Here is a 19,349-nt window from a genome sequence, read left to right as displayed (position 1 = left end):
CGCGTACCCCGGGGGTCGGTTCGCGTACCTGGAGGGTCGGCTCGGGGCGCCGGGACTAGATTCACGATCATGCCGAGCGACTTCAGCCTCAAAGCGATGAACGCCGTCCACCGCGGTCTGATCAAGATCTCCGGCGGGCGGCTGGGATGGAACGTCTCCATGCCCGTCCTGGAGCTCACCACCGTGGGCCGCAAGAGCGGGCAGCCGCGGTCGGTCATGCTGACCTCGCCGCACCAGGAGGGTGACGCGCTGGTCGTCGTCGCCTCGCGCGGGGGCGACGACACGCACCCGGCGTGGTTCCTGAACCTGCGCGACAACCCGGACGTCGAGGTGTCGGTCAAGGGTGCGCCGCGGCGGCCGATGCTCGCCCGGGTCGCCGACAGCGAGGAGCGGGCCCGGCTGTGGCCGAAGATCACCGCCGAGTTCAAGAACTACGCGGGCTACCAGACGAAGACCGAGCGGGAGATCCCGCTCGTGTTCCTCGAACCGCGCTAGGTCACGACCGGGCCGTCAGGTACGCCGGGTCCGGCCCGGGTATCTGCTGGTCCGGCACGCCCGCCAGCAGCTGGCTCATGGCGTGGAAGTACGGCGGCGCGGCGACCGTGCCGCCGAACGCGCCGTGGCCGCAGTTGCCCAGGTGCACGGGCGTGCCCGGGCAGATCTCCCGCGGGTGCGAACCGTCGGCGAACACCATCGACGACACCGCGTAGTCGTCGACGCCGCCGACGAACGCGACCGACTCGCTCTGCTGGGTCGTACCCGTCTTGCCGATGTCCGGGCGCGTCCAGCCGGCCGCGTGCGCGGCCTGGGCCGACGTGCCGCTCGTGGTGTCCTTGCTCAGGCCCGCTTCGAGCGTGTTCGCGACGCCGGTGGGGATGACCTGCTCGCACGCCTGCTGCGGCACGGACACGGCGTTGCCGTTCCGGTCGGTGACCGACAGGATCGGGTTCGGCGGGCACCAGACGCCGCCGCTCATCAGCGTCGCCGAGACGTTGGCCATCTCCAGCGGGCTGACCGGGCTGTTGCCGAGGGTGAACGAGAGCAGGTTCTGGAAGTACTTCGACTGCGGTTCGTTGTACTGCGGGTTCGCCGACTTCGGGTCGGGCACCGCACCCGCGTCGTTCGTCGCGAGGGTGTTCCGCAGCCCCAGCTTCTGCGCCATGTCGAGCACGGCGGGCATCCCGACCTCGTTCTCGAGCCCGACGAACGCGACGTTCGGCGACGTCGCGAGCCCGTCGGCGAGGGTGATCGGATCGGCGTAGTGGCCGTCGTTGTGGACGGTGTAGCAGGCGGTGTGACTGTCGGCGTCCGGCGGCGTGAAGCACTGGCTGTCCGGGTTCGGCAACGGCGTCTGCAGGCCCGCCTTGCCGGTGACCATCGCCGCGGCCGAGGTGAAGATCTTGAACGACGAGCCCGCGCCGAACTCGTTGCTCGCGTCGGCGACGATGTCGGTGGACGTCTCGCCCTTCGCCGGGTCGGTGCCGAAGTTCCGGTTGGCGACCATGGCGAGGACCTGGTGCACGTTCCGGCCCGGCTGGACGACGGCGAAGGTGTTGGCCACGCCGTCCTGGGTCGTCGGCACGTTCGCGTCGACGGCGTCCTTCGCCACCTGCGAGACGCGCGGGTCCAATGTGGTCTTGATCGTGTAGCCACCGGTCGCGAGCTGGTCCGGCGTGAAGCCGGCGTGCGCGAGGTAGGTCGCGGCGTAGGTGCAGAAGAACCCCGCGTCGGGCGCCGCGCCCATGCACGTGCCGGACGGGGTGACCGGGCCGCCGGGCAGCAGCCCGAGCGGGGCGTCCTTGGCCGTCGCGGCGTAGGACGCCGGGAGCGAGCCGTTGGTGACCATGTCGTCGATCACCGTGTTGCGGCGCTGGGTCGCTTTGTCCGGGTGCGAGTACGGGTTGTAGATGCTCGGGTTGTTCACCATTCCGGCGAGCAACGCGGCCTGCGGCACGGTCAGTTTGTCCGCCATCGTCCCGAAGTACGCTTTTGCCGCCGCGCCGACTCCGTATACGGTTCCGCTGAATTCGACCACGTTGAGGTAACTGGCCAGAATGTCGTCCTTGCTCATCGTGTCGTTGAGCTGGACGGCCATTTTCGCCTCGCGCAGCTTGCGGGCGAGCGAGTCCTCGCGGTCGGCCTGCTGGGCCGCCGGGTCGGTCCGGTCGACGACGTTCACGAGGTAGTTCTTGACGTACTGCTGGGTGATCGTCGACGCGCCCTGCAGCGAGCCGCCGGCGCTGTCGTTGACCGCCGCCCGCGCCATGCCCTGCAGGTCGACGCCGCCTTCGGTGTAGAAGCGGCGGTCCTCGACCCCGATGATCGCGGCCTTCATGGTCGTCGCGATCCCGGCCGCGGTCACCGGCAGCCGGTACTGCGAGTACAGCGTCGCGATCGGGGCGCCGGCGCGGTCGGTCACCGTTGTCGTCAGCGGCGGATCGGCCGCCGCGAGCTGTGCGGAAATGGCGTCGACGGAATCGCTGACCTCATTCGACAGCAGGCCGGCGCCGATGGCGGCGGGCGCCACCGTGCCGGCCGCCAGAATTCCGGCGAGCACACAAAAACCGACAAAGGGGACCACGCCCCGGCCACGATTCACGGAATCGAGATTAGCCATTTCCGGATAAGGCCTCCGTTCGGTGAGACATGTGCCTCACCGGGCCAACCTGCCGAGCAGGGCCGAAGCGACCCAGATGGCACAGACGCTCGCCACGATCAGCACCGCGAAGTCGAGCCCGAGGTGGGCCGGGGTGCCGATCAGCAGCCCGCGCAGCGCGTCGACCTGGTAGCTCAGCGGGTTGACGTGGCTGAGCACCTTGAGCCACCCCGGCATCAGGTCCACCGGGTAGAGCGCGTTCGACCCGAAGAACAGCGGCATCGTGATCGCCTGCCCGATGCCCATCAGCCGTTCGCGCGACAGCACGACCCCGGCGATGACGATGGACAGGCAGCAGAAGAACGCCGACCCGAGCACCAGCACGACGGCCATCGCGAGCAGCTTCAGCGGGTTCACGGTCAGCCCGACGCCCAGGATCGCGGCGAGGATCAGCACCATCAACGCCTGGACGAGCGCGCGGACCCCGGCCGCGAACGCCTTCCCGGCGACGAGGGCCGCGCGCGGGGTCGGCGTCACCAGGAGCTTGGCGAGCACGCCCGCGTCGCGCTCCCAGATGATCTGGATGCCGTAGAAGATCGAGATGAACAACGCCGACTGCGCGAGGATGCCGGGCGCCAGGTAGTCGAGGTAGGGCGTCGAGCCGGTCGGGATGGCCTTGAGCCGGGTGAACGTCTCGCCGAAGATCAGCAGCCACAGTGCTGGCTGGATCGCGCGGGTGAGCAGCTCGGTCTGGTCGCGGCGCAGCTTCTGCAGCTCCACCAGGCACATCGCGCCGACGCGCGCGGCCAGGATGCGCAGCTGGCGCAGCGGGCCGGGGTCAGCCGAGACGGCGGGCGGTGCGGCGAGTGGCACGGACACTGCGGATCCCTCCTTCTTCGCTCGCGAGCCGGTCGCCGGTGACCGCGCGGAACACGTCGTCCAAAGTGGACTCGGGGCCGAGGTCGGCCTCGAGCTCGGCGGGGGTGCCCAGCGCGCGGATCTTGCCGGTGTGCATCAGCGCGACGCGGTCGCAGTACTGCTCGGCCTCGTCCATGTAGTGCGTGGTGACGAGCACGGTCATCCCGGTCTCGGCCCGGATCTGCGCGATCCGCTCCCACACCGCCGAGCGGGCGACCGGGTCGAGCCCGATCGTCGGCTCGTCGAGGATGAGCAGCCGCGGGGAGCTGACCAGGGCCTGGGCCAGCTCGAGGCGGCGGATCATGCCGCCGGAGTAGCCCTTGGCCGTGCGGTCGGCGTCGCCGGTCAGGCCGACCAGGTCCAGCGCGCGCCCGACCTCCTCGGCGCGCTGGGCGCGGGGGACGTCGAAGAGCCGGGCGAACAGGGCGACGTTCTCGCGGCCGGTCAGCGCGCCGTCGGCGGACAGCTGCTGCGGGACGTAGCCGATCAGCCGCCGCACGGCCATTTTCCGGCGGGCGACGTCGAGACCGCACACCGTGATCCGGCCGGGCCCGGTGGGCAGCAGCGTGGTGATCATCCGCAGCGTGGTGGTCTTGCCGGCGCCGTTCGGGCCGAGCAGGCCGAACACCTCGCCGGGGTGGATCTCCAGGTCGACGCCGTCCACCGCGCGCGTCGCGCCGAAGGAGTGGGTGAGGTCGGTGCACCGCACCGCGGGTTCGGTCACGGCCGCTCCTTCAGGATGCCCATAAGCTTTTCGAGGGCCGGCAAGGCTTGTTCGATGACAGCTTTGTCCTCTTCGGACAGTCCGGTGAGGGCGTCGGCGACCAGGCCGGTCCGGGCGCGGCGCCAGGCGGCCATCCGGTCGGTGGCCGCGGCGGTGAGCTCCAGCCGGGTCGCGCGCCGGTCGAGGGGGTCGGGTTCGCGGCGCAGCAGCCCGGCTTCGACGAGCTGGTTGACCAGGGTGCTGACCGAGTTGGCCGCCAGGTGCAGCTCGCGCGCGGCCGCCGCGACGCCGACGCCGGGGTGGTCGGCGACCACACGCAGCACCTCGACCTGCGCGCCGGGCAGGGGAAAGCCGGGGACGTCGGCCCGGACCCGGCGGCGCACCACCCGGCGGATGCCCTGGACGGTGCCCAGGAGCCGTTCGGCGAGTTCGGTCATGGCCCCAAAGTAGCTCTGACTCAGAACTATTAGCAATGCTCAATGTCCGGTTGGCGAGAAAGCGGGGGGAAGGTCCGGATCAGCCGGGGAGGCGGGCGGCCTCGGCGAGGGCCAGGTCGAGCAGGCCGGGGAACCGCGCGTCGAACTCCTCGCGCCGCAGCGCGTTCAGCCGTTGCGTGCCGCTGTCCCACTGCTTCAGCAGGCCGGCCGCGCGGAGGATCTTGAAGTGCCGCGACGCCGCGGGCTTGCTGACCGGCGGCATGATCGCGCCGCACGACTGGCCGGGTGTGCGGGCGAGCGTGGCGATCATGGTCAGCCGGTGCGGGTCGCGCAGGGCATCGAGGGCCTCGCCGAACGAGACGTCCTCGAGCGCCGGGTGCTCGAGCGGTGTCGCGGTGCGGCTGGCCATGGACCGAGTATCCCTCGTGGTTGCGGGTTCGCGGGATCGTGTGCCATGGTCGATGTTAGCCGATTGGTTAACATGAAGGAGAGCCCACGTGCTCGTCTACCGTCCCGGTCCGGCCGGAAGCCTGGTCCAGCTGGAAGAACCCGTGCCCGAGCCGCAACGCGGCGAAGTGCTGGTCCGGGTCCGGGCGACGTCGCTGAACTACCGCGACCTGCTCATCCTGAACGGCGACCACTTCACCAACGGGCCCGGGAACCTGATCCCGGTGTCCGACGGCGCCGGCGAGATCGCCGCGGTCGGCGAGGGTGTCACGCGCTTCGCGGTCGGCGACCGGGTGATCACCACCTTCCACGCGAACTGGATCGGCGGCCGCCTCCCGGCCGCGGAAACCCTGCGGGGGTACGGGAACGCCCAGGACGGCTGGCTCGCGGAGTACCGCGCCGTCTCCGAAAACGCGCTCGTCGCGCTGCCGGAGCCGCTCACCTACGAGCAGGGCGCGACGCTGCCGTGCGCCGCCGTCACGGCCTGGACGGCGCTCCACGGCGGCACGCCGCTGGGGCCGGAAGACGTCGTGCTCACCCTCGGCACCGGCGGTGTCTCGCTGTTCGCCCTGCAGCTGGCGAAGGCGCACGGCGCGCGCGTGATCGCGACGACGTCGAGCGCGGAGAAGACGGCCAAGCTGACCGAACTCGGGGCGGACACGGTGATCGACTACGCCGGGACGCCCGGGTGGGGCCAGGCTGTGCTCGACGCGACCGGTGGCCGCGGCGCGGACCGGATCGTCGAGGTGGGCGGGCCCGGCACGTTCGCGCAGTCGCTCGTCGCGGCCGGGACGCACCACGCCGAGATCGCGCTCGTCGGGTTCGTCGGCGCGGGCGGGGCGCCGATCGGCTTCATGGACCTGTTCCGCAGTGGCGCGACCGTCCGGAAGACCTGGGTCGGCAGCCGCGAGGACACCGAGGACCTCGTGCGGCGGCTCGCCGTCCGCCCGATCGGACCGGTCATCGACAGCGTTCACCCGTTCGGGGACGCCGACGCAGCGTTCCGGCACTTCGCGGGCCGGGGGAACTTCGGGAAGGTCGTCATCGCGGCCCCGTGAAAGGGTACCGCTGATCGGCTGAACCACTGTGGGGTCGACCGTTCGGCGGCACCCCGGCGCCGTTCGCCGCGTGATCGGCCGGTTCCGGACCGGAATCGCCGGACCGGGGGGCATGCTGTCCTTTCCGACCCCGCGACCCCGCACTTGACGTCCACTGTGGACACTGCCAGCGTGCCCGGCCCGGCGGTCATCTCGACCGGAGAATGGACACCCCGCCCGTGACCCTGCTGGACAGCAAACTCGTCCGCTGCTGGACTTCCCGCCCGAACCTGCAGTCCCTCTACAGCCTCGCCGCGGCCGCTCCGCGGGTGCGCGGCGCGCTCGGCCTGGTCCCGACCGGCGGCGGCACGCTGAGCTTCAAGGTGGACGGGGACGCGCTGAACCGCACCGAGGCCGAGCTGCTCGCCGCGACGTCGGCCAAGCTGCCGGTGCACCCGCTGGTGACCCAGGACCTCTACGGCCGCTCGACGGTCCGCTGCTGGCGCCGCAACCGCGACCTGCGCGTGCTGACCGGTGACCTGGTGGACGTCGCCGACCGGCTGGCGCGGGCCGGTTACGGCGGCGCGCTGCGCTTCGCGAGCGTCGAATTCGCCGACCCGGACGGCCGCCGGGACGGGCGGCTGCAGCTGGTGTACCTGTTCGGGCGCGGCACTTTCCGCGCCGCGGCGGCGCCCGGGACGGGCACCCTGGACCGCGCGCTGGAGCTGCGTGCCCGGGCCGCGCTGCACGGCTCGCTCCCGTTGGAACCGCACGCGCACCGCCGCTTCGTCGTCTGAAAATTTCGCGTTTGGCGTGGTCACAGGCTTCTGCGAGGATGCTGCTCCGGCCGATCGAAGGAGAGCGCCATGGCTTCTCGCCTGAACCCGTACCTGAGCTTCGAGGACAACGCCCGCCAGGCCATGGAGTTCTACGAGACGGTGTTCGGGGGCAAGCTCACCGTGCACACGTTCGGGTCATTCGGTGCCCCTGACGGGCCGGAGGCGGAGAAGGTCATGCACGCCCAGCTGGACACCGACGGCGGCTACACGCTGATGGCGTCCGACACCCCCGAAGGGATGGAATACCACCCGGGCACGAACATCACCGTCAGCCTCAGCGGGGACGACGCCGACGACCTGCGGACCTACTGGGACAAGCTGAGCGCGGGCGGCACCGTGACGGTTCCGTTCGAAAAGCAGGCGTGGGCCGACGAATTCGGTTGCTGCATCGACAAGTTCGGCATCCCGTGGATGGTGAACATCGGGCACTAGCCCGATCCGGGGCGTTGCAGCCGGCGCCGTCGTCGGTGACGATGGAGGACCGGCGTGCCCGAGACTGCGCCGGGGCCGAAGGAGGCCCGATGGCGGGTTCCCCCTGGACGTGCGCGCAGTGCGGCGCGGTCAACGACGCCGCCGCGCAGCGGTGCGGCACCTGCGCGAGCCTGGCCCCCGGCCGGGCCCGCGCGCGGGCGCTGTGGGTGCTGCTCACCCTGATGGTGGTCGCCGCCGTCGCGGTGACCGGCGTCCTGCTGTTCGCTGGGCGCCCGAAGCCGTCGCCGGCCGCGTCCGGGCCGTTCCCGCAGTACACGACACCCGCGTTGCCGACGACCAAGACGGTCGTCACGACCGCGAACGGCGTCACCCCGCTCGCCCCGCCCGCCCTGTCCGCTCCGTCCTCTACGTCGGCCCCACCGTCGACGTCGTCGGCCCCGGCCGGGAAGCCGTGCCCGGGTGACGCCGCCCGGTACTTGCCCGGCGGCGCGGGCACGGCGCTGCTCGTGGGGGAGACGGTCAAGTCCGTCGTCACGGTCTGCAAGACCCCCGACGGCCGGATCTTCTACGACGGCCAGGCCCGCGGGCAGGGGGCGTCGGACGACACCCACATCACGCTGCCGGCCGAGCCCTCGGGCGACGGCTTCGTCGCGGTGAACGGCCAGTACAGCTACCAGGTCGGCGGCGGCAGGCTCGTGGTGTCGGACGGCGGCCAGGTGCTCTCGGACGACGAGCTGACCACGGTCGGCTGAGCACGCGCTCACGATGTGGGAGCGGCGGCGCGCGGCGGGGTTTTCGACGCATCCTGGCGGGTGATCACCCCGAGCCGGAACCCCCGAGGTAGCGCATGTCTTCTCCGCTGGACAACCCGACGTGGACGTCGCTGGCCGGGCCGCACGCCCGCTTCGCCGAACGGCAAGGGCGCGTGCTGCGATACCCGGAAGACGTCGCGCCCTTCCTGGGGCTGCCCGACGACCCTGGTGAGCAGGACTGGCGCGACGTCGCGACGCTGGGCGGGCCCGGGGCGACTGTGGTCGTCGCCTCCACCTTCGCCCGGCCGCCGGCCGGGTGGGAGGTGATCGAGGCGCTCCCGGGGGTGCAGCTCGTCGACGAGGGGGTCGCGGCCGCCGAGGACCCGGAAGCCGTGCGGCTGGGGCCCGCGGACGTGCCGGAGATGCTCGACCTCGTCGCGCGGACGCAGCCCGGGCCGTTCCGGAAGCGGACCGTCGAGCTCGGCACCTACCTCGGGATCCGGCGCGAGGGCGCGCTCGTGGCGATGGCCGGGGAGCGGCTGCACCCGCCCGGCTACACCGAGATCAGCGCCGTCTGCACCGACCCGGCGTTCCGCGGGCAGGGCCTGGGGACGCGGCTCGTGCACGCGGTCGCGTTCGGCATCCGCGAGCGGGGTGAGACGCCGATGATGCACGCGGCCGCGCGCAACACCTCGGCGATCCGGCTCTACCGGTCGCTCGGGTTCGTGCTGCGGCACCGGCCGGACTTCGTCGCGGTGCGGGTGCCGGCCTGAGTCAGGCGCCGGTCGACGAGCCGGGCCGGACGATCATCAGCACGGTGACCGCGGCCCAGAGCGGGTTGAACACGCCGGTCGTCATGCCCAGCCGGCTCACCGTGCCCGGCGTGGGTGCGGCCAGCTGACGCCGCTGGCCGGGCAGCACCACGAACGCCAGCACGGCGGCCGCGACCGCGGTCAGCCCGATGGACACGATCAGCCACGGGTCGCCCATGACGTGCATGGTGCCGGCGACGCCGAGCCCGAACACCGGCACGGCGATGGCGACGTAGGCGTAGACGCGGCAGATTCGGTGCAGCACGGTCACCGTGGTGAGATCGCCACCGGCGGCGACGCGGCGCACGGCCGCGGGGAACATGCTGGCCGCGACGGCGACCGGGCCGACGGCCAGGATCGCCGCCAGGACGTGCACCGAGAGCAGGAACTTCGACACGGAACTCCTCAGTCGTGCGGGGACGAGCCGAAGTTATCGGCCCGGCCGCGACACCGGGAGTGGCTGGAATGCCAGATAGCGCCGGGATCCGGCCAACACCCTGCCGGGTCAGCCGTCGAGGTCGGCCAGGCCCGCGTAGACGTCCGGTCGCCGGCGTCGCAGCCAGGCCGCCAGGGCCAAGCCGGCGACCAGGGCCACCGCCAGCAGCCACGGCAGCAGGGCGATCGCCGGCGCGTCGGAGCCGGCGAGGGTGGGGAAGTTGAGGATCGCCAGGGTCGTCACGGCGATCAGGCCGAGGCCGCCGAGCGCGGGTGCCACCGCCGTGCGCCAGAGGCGGGGGTCGCGCCGGCGGCGGAAGAAGGCGACCACGGCGATCCCGGCCATGGCCTGCAGCGTGATGATGCCGAGCGTGCCGATGCCGGTCATGCTGGCGGTGAGGTCGGCCAGCGGGTCCAGCCCGGCCAGGGCGTAGGCCGCCGCGATCGCCGTGGCGAAGAGGATCTGCGTGCCGCTGGCCACGTACGGCGCGCCGTTCCCGGGGTTGGTCCGGCCGAGGACGGCGGGCAGCACGCGAGCGCGGCCGAGCGCGAACAGGTACCGCGTCGCGGAGTTGTGCAGGGCCAGCAGCGCGGCGAACAGGCTGACGACCAGCAGCAGCATCATCACGTCGGTGAGGACCGGGCCCAGGTAGGTGCCGCTGATGGAGAACACGAGGTCGCCCGCCGAGAGGTGGTCCCGCGCGGCCTGCCCGGCCTGCTCGACGCCGGTCGCGCTGACGACCGCCCACGTCGTGACCGCGGCGAAGACGCCGATCAGCACGATCGCGGTGTAGGTCGCGCGGGAGATCGTCCGGTGCGGGTCGCGGGCCTCCTCGCTGAACAGGCCGGTCGCCTCGAACCCGACGAAAGCGTTGAAGGCGAACAGGAAGGCGATCCCGGCCGAGCCGGAGAACACCACGCCGGGGTGGAAGGCGTGGACGTCCAGGCCGGTCCGGACGGCGATCGCGACGTCGAGCACGAGCAGGATCGACACCTCGAGCACCAGCGACACCCCGAGCACCTTCGCGCTGACGTCGACCCCGCGCCGCCCGAGCGCGAACACCGCGACGGCCGACACGAGGCTCCACAGCGGCCACGGCGTGTGCCACCCGAAGACCTGCTCGACGACGTTGGCGGTGAAGAACCCGCTCGTGCCGACCGCGCCGGCCACGAAGCAGTTGTAGCCCAGGAGCGCGACGAGCGCCGCGACCAGGCCGAGCGGGCGGCCCAGCCCGCGCGTGACGTAGCCGTAGAACCCGCCCGCGCCGACGACGACCTTGCTCATCTGGGCGTAGCCGACGCCGAAGAGCACCAGGATCACCGCGGCGAGCAGGAACGCGCCGGGCATGCCGCCGCCGTCGCCGAGGGCGATCCCGAGCGAGGCCACGACGATGATGCCGGTGAGCGGGGCGACCGCGGCCAGCACGAGGAACACCACCCCCGGCGTGCCGAGGGCGTCCCGGCGCAGGGCGCCCGCTTCCGATCCGGCCATGGACGTCTCCTCCGCTGTGGCACCGATGCCCCGGCATCGTGCGCCGCGCGGCGGCCGGCGGTCTTGTTCCGCAGTGCAGGACCGTTGTCGCGGGACGCCTAGCTGGGCACCCACAGGGTGACGCGGGTGCCGCGGCCGGGCTGCGAGTCGACCGTGCCGCGGCCGCCGACCTCGGCCAGCCGCGCCATGATGGACTGGGTGATGCCGAAGCCGGGCGGGCGGTCCTGGACGTCGAAGCCCTGGCCCTGGTCCCGCGCGACCACCGCGATCCCGCCGTCGCGTTCCTCCACGCGCAGCACGACCTGCTTGGTCCCGGAGTGCTTCACGGTGTTGCGCAACGCTTCCCGGACCGCCTCGCACATCGCGGTCCGGCGGTCCTGCGACAGCTGGTCGTCGTCGGCGAAGTCCGCGGCGACCAGCTGGGTGCGCAGGCCGTCGCGGGCCATCTCGGTCGCGACGTCGGCGAGCTCGACGGCGAAGCCGCGCGACGAACCGGACTGGACGGGCTCGGTGATCTTCCGGCGCAGCTCGGCCGCCTCGGCCTTGGCGACCGAGCGCAGCTCCTTGAGCCGGGCGACGGCCTGCGCGTCGTCGCCGGGGGCCGAGATCGCCAGCGCTTCGAGGGTCTGCAGGACGCTGTCGTGCATGATGCGCCGGGTCCGGTGGCGCTCGGCCTCGCGCCCGCGGCGCAGCCCGATGTCGAGTGCGAACCGGGTGCCGACGCCGAGCAGGATGAGGATGCCCGCGCCGAGCACGATGGCGACCGCGAGCGCGATCATGCAGCCGACCGACCGGGTCAGGGCGAGCGGGTCGTCCAGCGGGAGGCCGCCGGCCAGGGTGAGCGCCGAGCGGAGCGGGAGGGCCGCGGCGAACAGCCAGAGCGCCGTCGGGATGCCGGAGGTGCCCGCCCACATCGCGACCGCGCCGACCAGCCACGTCCAGGTGACGTCGACGGCGAACGGCTGCACCGCGGCCGGGGCGCTCACCGCGACGGCGAAGTTGAGCGCTACGCCGATCGCCAGGTCCAGCGCGAGGGCGCGGCCGGTGACGCGGCCCCGCAGGCCGCCGGTCCGCAGCACCCACACCACGGCGGCGGTGTTGACGACGACGGCGAACACCGTGGCCGAGAGCACCGGGCCCAGCCCGAGGCTGCCGTTGGCGGCGGTGTACCCGACGAACACCTTGATGAACGTCGCGATCCGGTAGGCCAGCGGCACGACGACCCAGTAGCGCGAGGCCCGCGCGAGCGTCGCGGCGCCGACCGCGGCGAGGTCGGCCCCGTCGGCGTCCGGGTCCGTCGTCTCCACGGGCGTGCCGTTGCGCAGCAGCGTGCGGACGTACGCGCGCGGCGGCGCGCCAAAGCCCGCCTCGGGCATCGATGTCCCCATTCATCCGGCCGTCCGGGCGGCCTGAGCCTGACAGCGCGGCCAGGGCACAGTCAACCGTCCGGCTGACAAGTCTGCCCTGGTGGACCAAAGCCCGCCGTACGAGCGGGCGGCCGGGGCGTGATCAGTAGGTGGACCCCGCGTGGAATGTGGTGTCCTCGCCGGTGTAGGCCAGCCAGCCCGGCGAGCCGGTGGTGGCGAAGCGGTACCAGGCGCCGTTCAGGTCGTGGGCCAGCTGCCGCGGCGCGTGCTCGCCGAGGAGGCCACGCGGCCCGGACAGCACGTCGAGCGCGTCGAAGACGAACGGCAGCTCCAGGCCGTGGCACGCGCCCAGCCGGCCGTCCATCAGCGGGGAGCGCCACTCGAACTCGTAGCGGTAGGTGCGCCCGGCGTGGTTCTCGGCCAGGTCCCGCACCGAGTCGCGGAAGACCAGGTCGGTCAGCGCGTCGACGAGCACCTCGCCCGCCACGCGGTCGCCGCCGAGGCCGTAGCGCTGCAGGACACCGGCCGGGTCGGGGTGCGACACGGCCAGCGACGCGACGGCCTGGTCGTCGGTGACGGCTTCGAGCACGCCGGTCGGCACCAGGTAGAGCCGCATCTCCTCGCGGCAGCTGCCGACGATCAGGTCGACGCCGGCCCCCGCGCCCGCCTTGATCGCCTTGCCCGGGTGCTGCGGCAGCACGTCGTCGCCGACCATCGGCAGGAACGGGCTGATCCCGTAGCCGCGGTCGTAGCCCAGCGCGTCGCGCAGGTCGGGCGCGCCGCCCGGGCGCAGCACCGCGTCCTGGGCGTCGAGCAGCTGCTCGGTCGACACCTTGCGGAACGCCTCGGCGGTCGCCTCGACGCGCAGCTCGTCGGCGACGACGCGGGCGAGCCGCCGCGCCTCGACGACGCCGCGCACCATGTCGGGGTGTCCACTTTGGACGATGGCCCGGCGGAACAGCCCGGTCGCGAGCGGCGAGGCGAGCAGGCACGCGACGCTCACCGCGCCGGCGGACTCGCCGGCCAGGGTGACGTTGTCGGGGTCGCCGCCGAACGCCGCGATGTTCTCCCGCACCCACCGCAGTGCCGCCAGCTGGTCGCGCAGGCCCAGGTTCGTCACGCCGCCGTCCAGCGGCAGGAACCCGTCGACGCCGAGCCGGTACTGCACGGTCACCAGGACCGCCCCGGCCCGCGCGAACGCCGTGCCGTCGTAGACCGAGGCCGAGCCGGTGCCGCCGATGAACGCGCCGCCGTGCACGAACACGAGCACCGGCAGCCCGGCCGCGCCCGGGTCCGGCGTCCAGACGTCGACCGTCAGGTACTCCGGTCCCGGCCGCCAGCCGGGGCCGACGACCGGGCCGAGGTCGATGCCCGGGAAGTCGCGGTGGCGCTGCGGGGCGGTCGGCCCCGGTCTGCGCGCGTCGCGGACGTCCTCCCACGGCGGCGCCGGCACGGCCTCGGCGAACCGCAGCTCGCCCTCGGGCGCGGCGGCGTACGGGACGCCGCGGAACCGGGCGACGCCGGCGGCGGTGAGCTCCCCGCGGACCGCGCCGGACGTGGTGGGGACGACGGGCTCGGTCATGCGGGGGTCCCTTCGTGGAAAACCTTGCCGGGGTTGAGGATCTGGTGCGGGTCCAGTGCCCGTTTGACCGCGCGGTGCAGCCCGAGCACCGCCGGGCCGAGCTCGCGGGCCAGGCCGGGTTGCTTGAGCAGGCCGACGCCGTGCTCCCCGGTGACCGTGCCGCCGAGGTCGAGCGCGTCGGCGATGATGTCGTCGAACGCGGCCTGGGCGTTCTTGCGCGCGGTCTCGTCGCCGGGCGGGGTCACCAGCAGCGGGTGCAGGTTGCCGTCGCCGATGTGCGCGATGTTGGCGATCACGACGTCGTGGTGCAGCGCGGCCCGGTCGATCCGCGCGAGCATCTCGGGCACGGCCCGCGTCGGCACGCAGACGTCCTCGGTGAGCACCGGCCCGAGCCGTTCCAGCGCCGGGTAGGCCAGGCGCCGGGCGTCGAACAGCGCGTCCGCCTCGGCCTGGTCGGTCGACTGGGCGGCCCACGTCGCGCCCGCTTGTTCGAAGCATTCGAGCAGCACGGCGGCTTCGTGCTCGCCCTGCGCGCCGGGTGCGTCGGTGCGCCCGAGCAGCACGACGTTCGCATCCGTGCTCAGGCCCATGTTCTTCCACGCGTCGACCGCGGCGAGGCAGTGCCGGTCGACGAGTTCGAGCGCCGAGGGCAGCACGCCGCGGGCCGCGACCGCCGCGGCGGCCTCCCCGGCCGCGACCGTCGTGTCGAAGTAGCCGGCCACCGTGCGCTCGGCGGCCCGCGCCGGACGCAGCCGCACGGTGATCTCGGTGATGACGCCCAAGGTGCCCTCGGAGCCGACCATCAGCCCGGTCAGGTCGTAGCCCGCCACGCCCTTCGCGGTGCGGCGGCCGAGCCGGACGAGCTCACCGGTGCCGGTGACGACCTGCATCGCCAGGACGTAGTCGCGGGTGACGCCGTACTTCACGCAGCAGACGCCGCCGGCGTTGGTCGCCACGTTGCCGCCGATCGTCGACCACGGCGAGCTCGCCGGGTCCGGCGGGTACCAGAGCCCGCGCTCGGCGCAGGCCGCGCGCAGGTCGTCGTTGACCACGCCGGGCTCGACGACCGCGAGCCGTTCCTGCTCGTCGATCTCCTTGATCGCGCGCAGCCGGTCGGTTACCAGCACCACACAGCCTTCGACGGCGTTCGCGCCACCGGAGAGCCCGGTGCCGGCGCCGCGGGTGACCAGCGGCGCGCCGTGCCGGATGCACTGGCGCACCACGGTCTGGACCTCTTCGGCGGTGTGCGGCCGGACCACGACGACGGGCAGCGCGCAGGGCGCCCATTCGGCCTCGTCGTGGGCGAAGCCGCGCAGCACGTCCGGGTCGCGGACCAGGCGGTCGGCCGGCAGGGCGGCGGCCAGGTCGTCGATCAGCATTCTCGGGGGACTCCTCGGTGTCGCCCGTCAGCCTAGGACTGTGGAGGGGCCGCGTCATGGGCGAATCGGCCCGTGATCGTCGCGGAAGGGTAACGGCGGGCCCGGGTGTCCCGGGGAGGTGAGTCCCCATGCGCAACTCGGCAGATGGACGTGACTTTCCGGCACCGCTCGGTGACACCACGCGAGGTCGCCGGACCGGCGCCCGGCCGTAATGTGTCCTTTGTGGACACACTCGTCGCCGCACCGCGGAAACGACGGCGGCCGCTCCCGGATGACGTCGAGCGTGTCATCGGGGAGCGGCCGCCGGGATCGCTACTTGGACTGAGCCTCCGCCAGCAGGTCCTCGATCGTGATCGGGATGTGGCGGACCCGGACGCCGGTGGCGTTGTACACGGCGTTGGCGACGGCGGCGGCCATCCCGACCGTGCCGATCTCGCCGAGCCCCTTGGCGCCCACGGCGTTGTGCAGCGTGTCCGGGTACTCGACGAAGTGGACGTCGACCTCCGGGATGTCCGCGTTCACCGGGAGCAGGTAGCTCGCGAAGTCGCCGTTGGCGAGCCGGCCGTTCGCCTCGACCTCCAGGCCCTCGTGCAGCGCGGCCGACACACCCCAGATCATCCCGCCCATGAGCTGGCTGCGGGCCGCCCGCGCGTTGATGATCCGGCCCGTGTCGAAGACGCCGAGCATCCGCGACACCCGCACCTCGCGCGTCCACTTGTGCACGCGGACCTCGCAGAACTGCGCGCCGAAGGAGCTGAAGGAGTGCTTCGTCAGCTCCTCGCCGGGAGCCGACGAGCCCGTCACCTCGAGGGAAGTCCGGCCGACGGCGCGCAGCAGCTCGCCGAACGTCATCGACTTGCCGTCGGCCAGCACGCGGCCGTCGGCGTAGGTGACCTCGGCGCCCGCGAACGGCGCGCCCGGGTCGGCCGCCAGCGCCACCAGCTCGTCGATGGCCTTGGCCGCGGCGATCATGATGGCCGTGCCGACGCTCGCCGTCGCGGTCGAGCCGCCGGACAGCCCGCCCGGCGGCAGCGACGAGTCACCGAGCTTGGGCACGATCTTCTCCGGCGCGATGTCCAGCGATTCGCCGCCCACCAGGGAAAGCACGGTCAGCAGGCCGGTGCCGGGGTCCGCGCCGCTCGTCGCGACGACGGCGGTGTCGTCGGCCTGCAGGGTGATCCCGACGGTCGTCGGGAAGCGCAGGGCCGGGAACATCGCGGTGGCCGTGCCGAGGCCGACCTCCCAGTCGCCGTCGGTGTGCCCGTGCGGCTTGCGGTGCTCCCAGCCGAACCGCTGTGCGCCGATCTGGAAGCACTCGTCGAGGTGCTTGCTCGACCACTGCAGGTCGTGCCCGGGCGGCGCGGTCGAGTTGTTGCGCATGCGCAGCTCGATCGGGTCCATCGCCAGCGCGACGGCCAGCTCGTCGATCGCGCTCTCCAGCGCGAACGACCCGGGTGCCTCGCCGGGGGCCCGCATGAACGTCGTCGGCGGGATGTTCAGCGGCACCACCTTCTGGCTGATGTGCAGGTTGCGGGTGGCGTACCACTCGCGGGACGTGCCGTGCGACGTCGGCTCGACGAACGCGCGGTGGATGTCGGTGCTGCACCAGGAGTCGTGGCGCAGGGCGACGAGCGTGCCGTCGCGTTCGGCGCCGAGCGTCATCTTCTGGACCGTCGCCGCGCGGCCCGCGGTCGCGGTGAACACCTGCTCGCGGGTGAGCGCGGCCTTCACCGGCCGGTCGAGCGCCCGGGCCGCGGCGGCGGCCAGGAACGCCGGCGCCGAGGTGCGGCCCTTGCCGCCGAACGCGCCGCCGACGTACGGGTTCAGCGCGTGCACGGCCGCGGCGTCCAGCTGCAGCGCGCTCGCCAGTTCCTGGGCCTGCAGGTGCGCGCCCTGGTTTCCGCTGTAGACGGTCAGCTCGCCGTCGTCCCAGACCGCGACGGCCGAGTGCGGCTCCATCGCGGCGTGGTTCTGGGTCGCCGTGTGGTAGGTCGCTTCGACGATCACCGGGCTCCCCGCCAGCGCGTCGTCGAAGGATTCGACGCCGTCGTCGAGGACCTCGAACGTCGACGGGGTGCCGTCCCGGCCCGGCGGGGCGTCCTCCGCCGCGGCGAGGCCGTCTTCCAGTGACGTCAGCGCCGGCTTGGCGCGGTAGGTGACCTCGACGAGCATCGCCGCGTCGCGGGCCTGCTCGAAGGTCTCCGCCACGACGAAGCCGATCGCCTGGCCGTAGTAGGCGACTTCCTTGGTCTGCATGGGCACCCACGTCTCACCGAACAGCGGCGAGACCGGGGTGCGCAGCTCCAGCGGGTCGAACGGGGAGTACACGCCGAGCACGCCGGGCGCGCTCTTCGCCGCCGTGACGTCCATGGCTTCGAGCTCGGCGTGCGCGACCGTGCTGAGCACGACGTAGCCGTAGACCATGCCGGGGACGTTGTGGTCGGCGCCGTACTTGGCCCGGCCGGTGACCTTCACCGGCGCGTCGAGACGGGCGGCGGTCATCGGGCGGTCCCCTCGGTCAGCTCGAGCAGGGCGCGGATCAGGGTCCGCTTCAGCAGCGGCACCTTGAAAGCGTTTTCGGACAGCGGCCGGGCCCCGTCGGCCGCACCGGAGACGGCGGCCTCGAAGGTGGCCCGCGTGGCGGGCTCGCCGCGCAGGGCGTCCTCGACGGCGGGCAGCCGCCACGGCACCGTGCCGACGCCACCCGCGGCGATCCGGGCGTCGGCGATGACGCCGTCCCGGACGTCCAGCGCGACCGCGGCGGAGCACAGCGCGAACTCGTAGGACTGCCGGTCGCGCACCTTGACGTAGGTGGAGTTCGCCGCCCAGGCCAGCTCGGGGACGACGACCTCGGTGATCAGCTCGCCGGTGCGCAGGTCGTTCTCCACCTCGGGCGTGTCGCCCGGCAGCCGGTAGAACTCGGCCAGCTTCACCGTGCGGGTGCCGTCCGGGCCGGCCAGCCGCAGCTCGGCGTCGAGCGCGACCAGCGCGACGGCGACGTCACTCGCGTGCGTCGCCGCGCAGGAATCACTGCTGCCGAGGATCGCGTGCATCCGGTTGGCGCCTTCGAGCGCCGGGCAGCCGCTGCCGGGCACGCGCTTGTTGCACGGCGTGGCGACGTCGCGGAAGTACGAGCAGCGCGTGCGCTGCAGCAGGTTCCCGCCGATGCTGGCCATGTTCCGGAGCTGCTGCGACGCGCTCAGCAGCAGCGCGCGGGAGATCGCCGGGTACACCCCGGGGTGCGCGGCGATGTCGCTCATCCGCTCGAGCGCGCCGAAGCGCAGCCCGTCGGTGGTGTCGATGCCGCGCAGCGGGACGTCGTTGATGTCGAGGACGTGGCGCGGGGTGAGGACGTTCAGCTTCATCAGGTCGACGAGCGTCGTGCCGCCGGCGAGGAACGTGCCGGGCGTGGCGAGGGCGTCGTCGAGGGTGGTCGGCGCGGTCAGCTCAAAGGGACGCATCGACCCGCCTCGCCTGCTGGACCGCCGCGACGATGTTCGGGTAGGCCGCGCACCGGCAGAGGTTGCCGGACATGAACTCGCGCACGTCGGTGACGTCCTGCTCGACGGCCGCGACCGCCGACATGATCTGGCCGGAGGTGCAGAACCCGCACTGCAGCGCGTCCTGGTCCACGAAGGCCCGCTGCACCGGGTGCAGGTCGTCCCCTGTGGACAGTCCTTCGACGGTGGTCACCGGCTGCTTCACGGTGGCGGCGAGGGTGAGGCACGAGAGGACGGGCCGGCCGCCGACGTGCACGGTGCAGGCGCCGCACTGGCCCCGGTCGCAGCCCTTCTTCGGGCCGGTGACGTCGAGGCGCTCGCGCAGCGCGTCGAGCAGGGTCACGCCGGGATCGACGTCCAGGTGCTCGGTACTGCCATTGACTTCGAGTGAGATGTCCACTGGTCTCTTTCCGCGGATCGTCCGGGTGGGGAGCTGGCGGCGTGGTGGGAGCGTGGTGTACCGGATACTCATCCGCTTCACCTTTTCGCGAGGTTAGCGGATTACAATCCGCTTCGCAACGAGCCCGAAAGCTGGAGTTGCTCCAGGTCAGGGCCGCACTGCACTACATTCAGCGTAGACGGACGACCACCGGGAGGGAC

Annotated in this window: 19 protein-coding genes; 6 read left to right on the top strand and 13 right to left on the bottom strand. The window is 72.7% G+C overall.

Annotated elements, in window-relative coordinates; all coding sequences use genetic code 11:
- The first annotated feature begins 69 nt into the window (after window positions 1-69).
- Window positions 70-495, top strand: coding sequence for a nitroreductase/quinone reductase family protein (locus ACLJQZ_RS09825; RefSeq protein WP_410619709.1), 426 nt, complete (start codon window positions 70-72; stop codon window positions 493-495).
- Between the two features lies 1 nt (window position 496).
- Here the strand turns inward: ACLJQZ_RS09825 and ACLJQZ_RS09820 are convergent, their stop codons facing one another.
- From ACLJQZ_RS09820 to ACLJQZ_RS09800, 5 genes are all read right to left on the bottom strand, one after another.
- Window positions 497-2,617 (bottom strand): transglycosylase domain-containing protein, encoded by a 2,121-nt coding sequence (locus ACLJQZ_RS09820; RefSeq protein WP_410619708.1) that lies wholly within the window; start codon window positions 2,615-2,617, stop codon window positions 497-499.
- A 36-nt stretch (window positions 2,618-2,653) separates the two neighbouring features.
- On the bottom strand, window positions 2,654-3,475 hold the full coding sequence (locus ACLJQZ_RS09815; protein WP_410619707.1) for an ABC transporter permease: 822 nt from the start codon (window positions 3,473-3,475) through the stop codon (window positions 2,654-2,656).
- Window positions 3,435-4,238, bottom strand: a complete 804-nt coding sequence (locus tag ACLJQZ_RS09810; protein WP_410619706.1) for an ABC transporter ATP-binding protein — start codon at window positions 4,236-4,238, stop codon at window positions 3,435-3,437. The genes ACLJQZ_RS09815 and ACLJQZ_RS09810 overlap by 41 nt, the downstream gene beginning before the upstream one ends.
- Complete coding sequence (locus ACLJQZ_RS09805) at window positions 4,235-4,675, bottom strand: MarR family winged helix-turn-helix transcriptional regulator (protein WP_410619705.1); 441 nt, start codon at window positions 4,673-4,675, stop codon at window positions 4,235-4,237. Before ACLJQZ_RS09805 ends, ACLJQZ_RS09810 begins: the two co-directional genes overlap by 4 nt.
- A gap of 79 nt (window positions 4,676-4,754) precedes the next feature.
- Window positions 4,755-5,084: an ArsR/SmtB family transcription factor gene (locus ACLJQZ_RS09800; RefSeq protein ID WP_410619704.1), complete on the bottom strand. Its 330-nt coding sequence runs from the start codon at window positions 5,082-5,084 to the stop codon at window positions 4,755-4,757.
- Window positions 5,085-5,172: 88 nt separating this feature from the next.
- Between ACLJQZ_RS09800 and ACLJQZ_RS09795 the strand changes: the two genes are divergently transcribed.
- The 5 genes from ACLJQZ_RS09795 (at window position 5,173) to ACLJQZ_RS09775 (ending at window position 8,955) form a co-directional block, all read left to right on the top strand.
- Complete coding sequence (locus tag ACLJQZ_RS09795; RefSeq protein ID WP_410619703.1) at window positions 5,173-6,180, top strand: zinc-dependent alcohol dehydrogenase family protein; 1,008 nt, start codon at window positions 5,173-5,175, stop codon at window positions 6,178-6,180.
- A gap of 218 nt (window positions 6,181-6,398) precedes the next feature.
- Entirely contained in the window at window positions 6,399-6,956 is a 558-nt protein-coding gene (gene pspAB, locus ACLJQZ_RS09790; RefSeq protein WP_410619702.1) for a PspA-associated protein PspAB, read from the top strand.
- A 69-nt stretch (window positions 6,957-7,025) separates the two neighbouring features.
- Window positions 7,026-7,430 (top strand): VOC family protein, encoded by a 405-nt coding sequence (locus ACLJQZ_RS09785; protein WP_247054401.1) that lies wholly within the window; start codon window positions 7,026-7,028, stop codon window positions 7,428-7,430.
- Window positions 7,431-7,519: 89 nt separating this feature from the next.
- Entirely contained in the window at window positions 7,520-8,182 is a 663-nt protein-coding gene (locus ACLJQZ_RS09780) for a hypothetical protein (protein ID WP_410619701.1), read from the top strand.
- 95 nt (window positions 8,183-8,277) lie between these two features.
- The gene (locus tag ACLJQZ_RS09775; RefSeq protein ID WP_326951913.1) at window positions 8,278-8,955 is read left to right on the top strand and encodes a GNAT family N-acetyltransferase; all 678 of its coding nucleotides are present in this window, start codon (window positions 8,278-8,280) and stop codon (window positions 8,953-8,955) included.
- Between the two features lies 1 nt (window position 8,956).
- Here the strand turns inward: ACLJQZ_RS09775 and ACLJQZ_RS09770 are convergent, their stop codons facing one another.
- The 8 genes from ACLJQZ_RS09770 to ACLJQZ_RS09735 all read right to left on the bottom strand — a co-directional run bounded on the left by ACLJQZ_RS09770 (window position 8,957) and on the right by ACLJQZ_RS09735 (window position 19,149).
- Window positions 8,957-9,391 carry a hypothetical protein gene (locus ACLJQZ_RS09770; protein WP_410619700.1) on the bottom strand — a complete coding sequence of 145 codons (435 nt, stop codon included), beginning with the start codon at window positions 9,389-9,391 and terminating at the stop codon, window positions 8,957-8,959.
- Between the two features lie 108 nt (window positions 9,392-9,499).
- Window positions 9,500-10,921 carry an APC family permease gene (locus ACLJQZ_RS09765; RefSeq protein ID WP_410619699.1) on the bottom strand — a complete coding sequence of 474 codons (1,422 nt, stop codon included), beginning with the start codon at window positions 10,919-10,921 and terminating at the stop codon, window positions 9,500-9,502.
- Between the two features lie 98 nt (window positions 10,922-11,019).
- The gene (locus ACLJQZ_RS09760) at window positions 11,020-12,297 is read right to left on the bottom strand and encodes a sensor histidine kinase (RefSeq protein ID WP_410619698.1); all 1,278 of its coding nucleotides are present in this window, start codon (window positions 12,295-12,297) and stop codon (window positions 11,020-11,022) included.
- Between the two features lie 133 nt (window positions 12,298-12,430).
- Window positions 12,431-13,870, bottom strand: coding sequence for a carboxylesterase/lipase family protein (locus ACLJQZ_RS09755; protein ID WP_410619697.1), 1,440 nt, complete (start codon window positions 13,868-13,870; stop codon window positions 12,431-12,433).
- Window positions 13,867-15,249 (bottom strand): FAD-binding oxidoreductase, encoded by a 1,383-nt coding sequence (locus tag ACLJQZ_RS09750; RefSeq protein WP_410619696.1) that lies wholly within the window; start codon window positions 15,247-15,249, stop codon window positions 13,867-13,869. Before ACLJQZ_RS09750 ends, ACLJQZ_RS09755 begins: the two co-directional genes overlap by 4 nt.
- Window positions 15,250-15,561: 312 nt before the next feature.
- A complete protein-coding gene (locus tag ACLJQZ_RS09745; protein WP_410619695.1) occupies window positions 15,562-17,751 on the bottom strand; it encodes a xanthine dehydrogenase family protein molybdopterin-binding subunit in 2,190 nt (729 codons plus the stop codon).
- Entirely contained in the window at window positions 17,748-18,710 is a 963-nt protein-coding gene (locus tag ACLJQZ_RS09740) for an FAD binding domain-containing protein (RefSeq protein WP_410619694.1), read from the bottom strand. Before ACLJQZ_RS09740 ends, ACLJQZ_RS09745 begins: the two co-directional genes overlap by 4 nt.
- Complete coding sequence (locus ACLJQZ_RS09735) at window positions 18,697-19,149, bottom strand: (2Fe-2S)-binding protein (RefSeq protein ID WP_410619999.1); 453 nt, start codon at window positions 19,147-19,149, stop codon at window positions 18,697-18,699. The genes ACLJQZ_RS09740 and ACLJQZ_RS09735 overlap by 14 nt, the downstream gene beginning before the upstream one ends.
- Between the last annotated feature and the right edge of the window lie 200 nt (window positions 19,150-19,349).

It is taken from the genome of Amycolatopsis sp. cmx-8-4 (assembly GCF_046548675.1).
GTDB lineage: Bacteria > Actinomycetota > Actinomycetes > Mycobacteriales > Pseudonocardiaceae > Amycolatopsis.
Note: the sequence above shows the minus strand (reverse complement) of the source record. Positions and strands in the feature narration are given on the sequence as shown.

Excerpts from the sequence above, each read along its gene's own strand:
- ACLJQZ_RS09825 (WP_410619709.1), top strand. The coding sequence starts at position 70 with ATGCCGAGCGACTTCAGCCTCAAAGCGATGAACGCCGTCCACCGCGGT.
- ACLJQZ_RS09820 (WP_410619708.1), bottom strand. The coding sequence starts at position 2,617 with ATGGCTAATCTCGATTCCGTGAATCGTGGCCGGGGCGTGGTCCCCTTT.
- ACLJQZ_RS09805 (WP_410619705.1), bottom strand. The coding sequence starts at position 4,675 with ATGACCGAACTCGCCGAACGGCTCCTGGGCACCGTCCAGGGCATCCGC.
- ACLJQZ_RS09800 (WP_410619704.1), bottom strand. The coding sequence starts at position 5,084 with ATGGCCAGCCGCACCGCGACACCGCTCGAGCACCCGGCGCTCGAGGAC.
- ACLJQZ_RS09785 (WP_247054401.1), top strand. The coding sequence starts at position 7,026 with ATGGCTTCTCGCCTGAACCCGTACCTGAGCTTCGAGGACAACGCCCGC.
- ACLJQZ_RS09780 (WP_410619701.1), top strand. The coding sequence starts at position 7,520 with ATGGCGGGTTCCCCCTGGACGTGCGCGCAGTGCGGCGCGGTCAACGAC.
- ACLJQZ_RS09775 (WP_326951913.1), top strand. The coding sequence starts at position 8,278 with ATGTCTTCTCCGCTGGACAACCCGACGTGGACGTCGCTGGCCGGGCCG.
- ACLJQZ_RS09765 (WP_410619699.1), bottom strand. The coding sequence starts at position 10,921 with ATGGCCGGATCGGAAGCGGGCGCCCTGCGCCGGGACGCCCTCGGCACG.
- ACLJQZ_RS09760 (WP_410619698.1), bottom strand. The coding sequence starts at position 12,297 with ATGCCCGAGGCGGGCTTTGGCGCGCCGCCGCGCGCGTACGTCCGCACG.
- ACLJQZ_RS09755 (WP_410619697.1), bottom strand. The coding sequence starts at position 13,870 with ATGACCGAGCCCGTCGTCCCCACCACGTCCGGCGCGGTCCGCGGGGAG.
- ACLJQZ_RS09750 (WP_410619696.1), bottom strand. The coding sequence starts at position 15,249 with ATGCTGATCGACGACCTGGCCGCCGCCCTGCCGGCCGACCGCCTGGTC.
- ACLJQZ_RS09745 (WP_410619695.1), bottom strand. The coding sequence starts at position 17,751 with ATGACCGCCGCCCGTCTCGACGCGCCGGTGAAGGTCACCGGCCGGGCC.
- ACLJQZ_RS09740 (WP_410619694.1), bottom strand. The coding sequence starts at position 18,710 with ATGCGTCCCTTTGAGCTGACCGCGCCGACCACCCTCGACGACGCCCTC.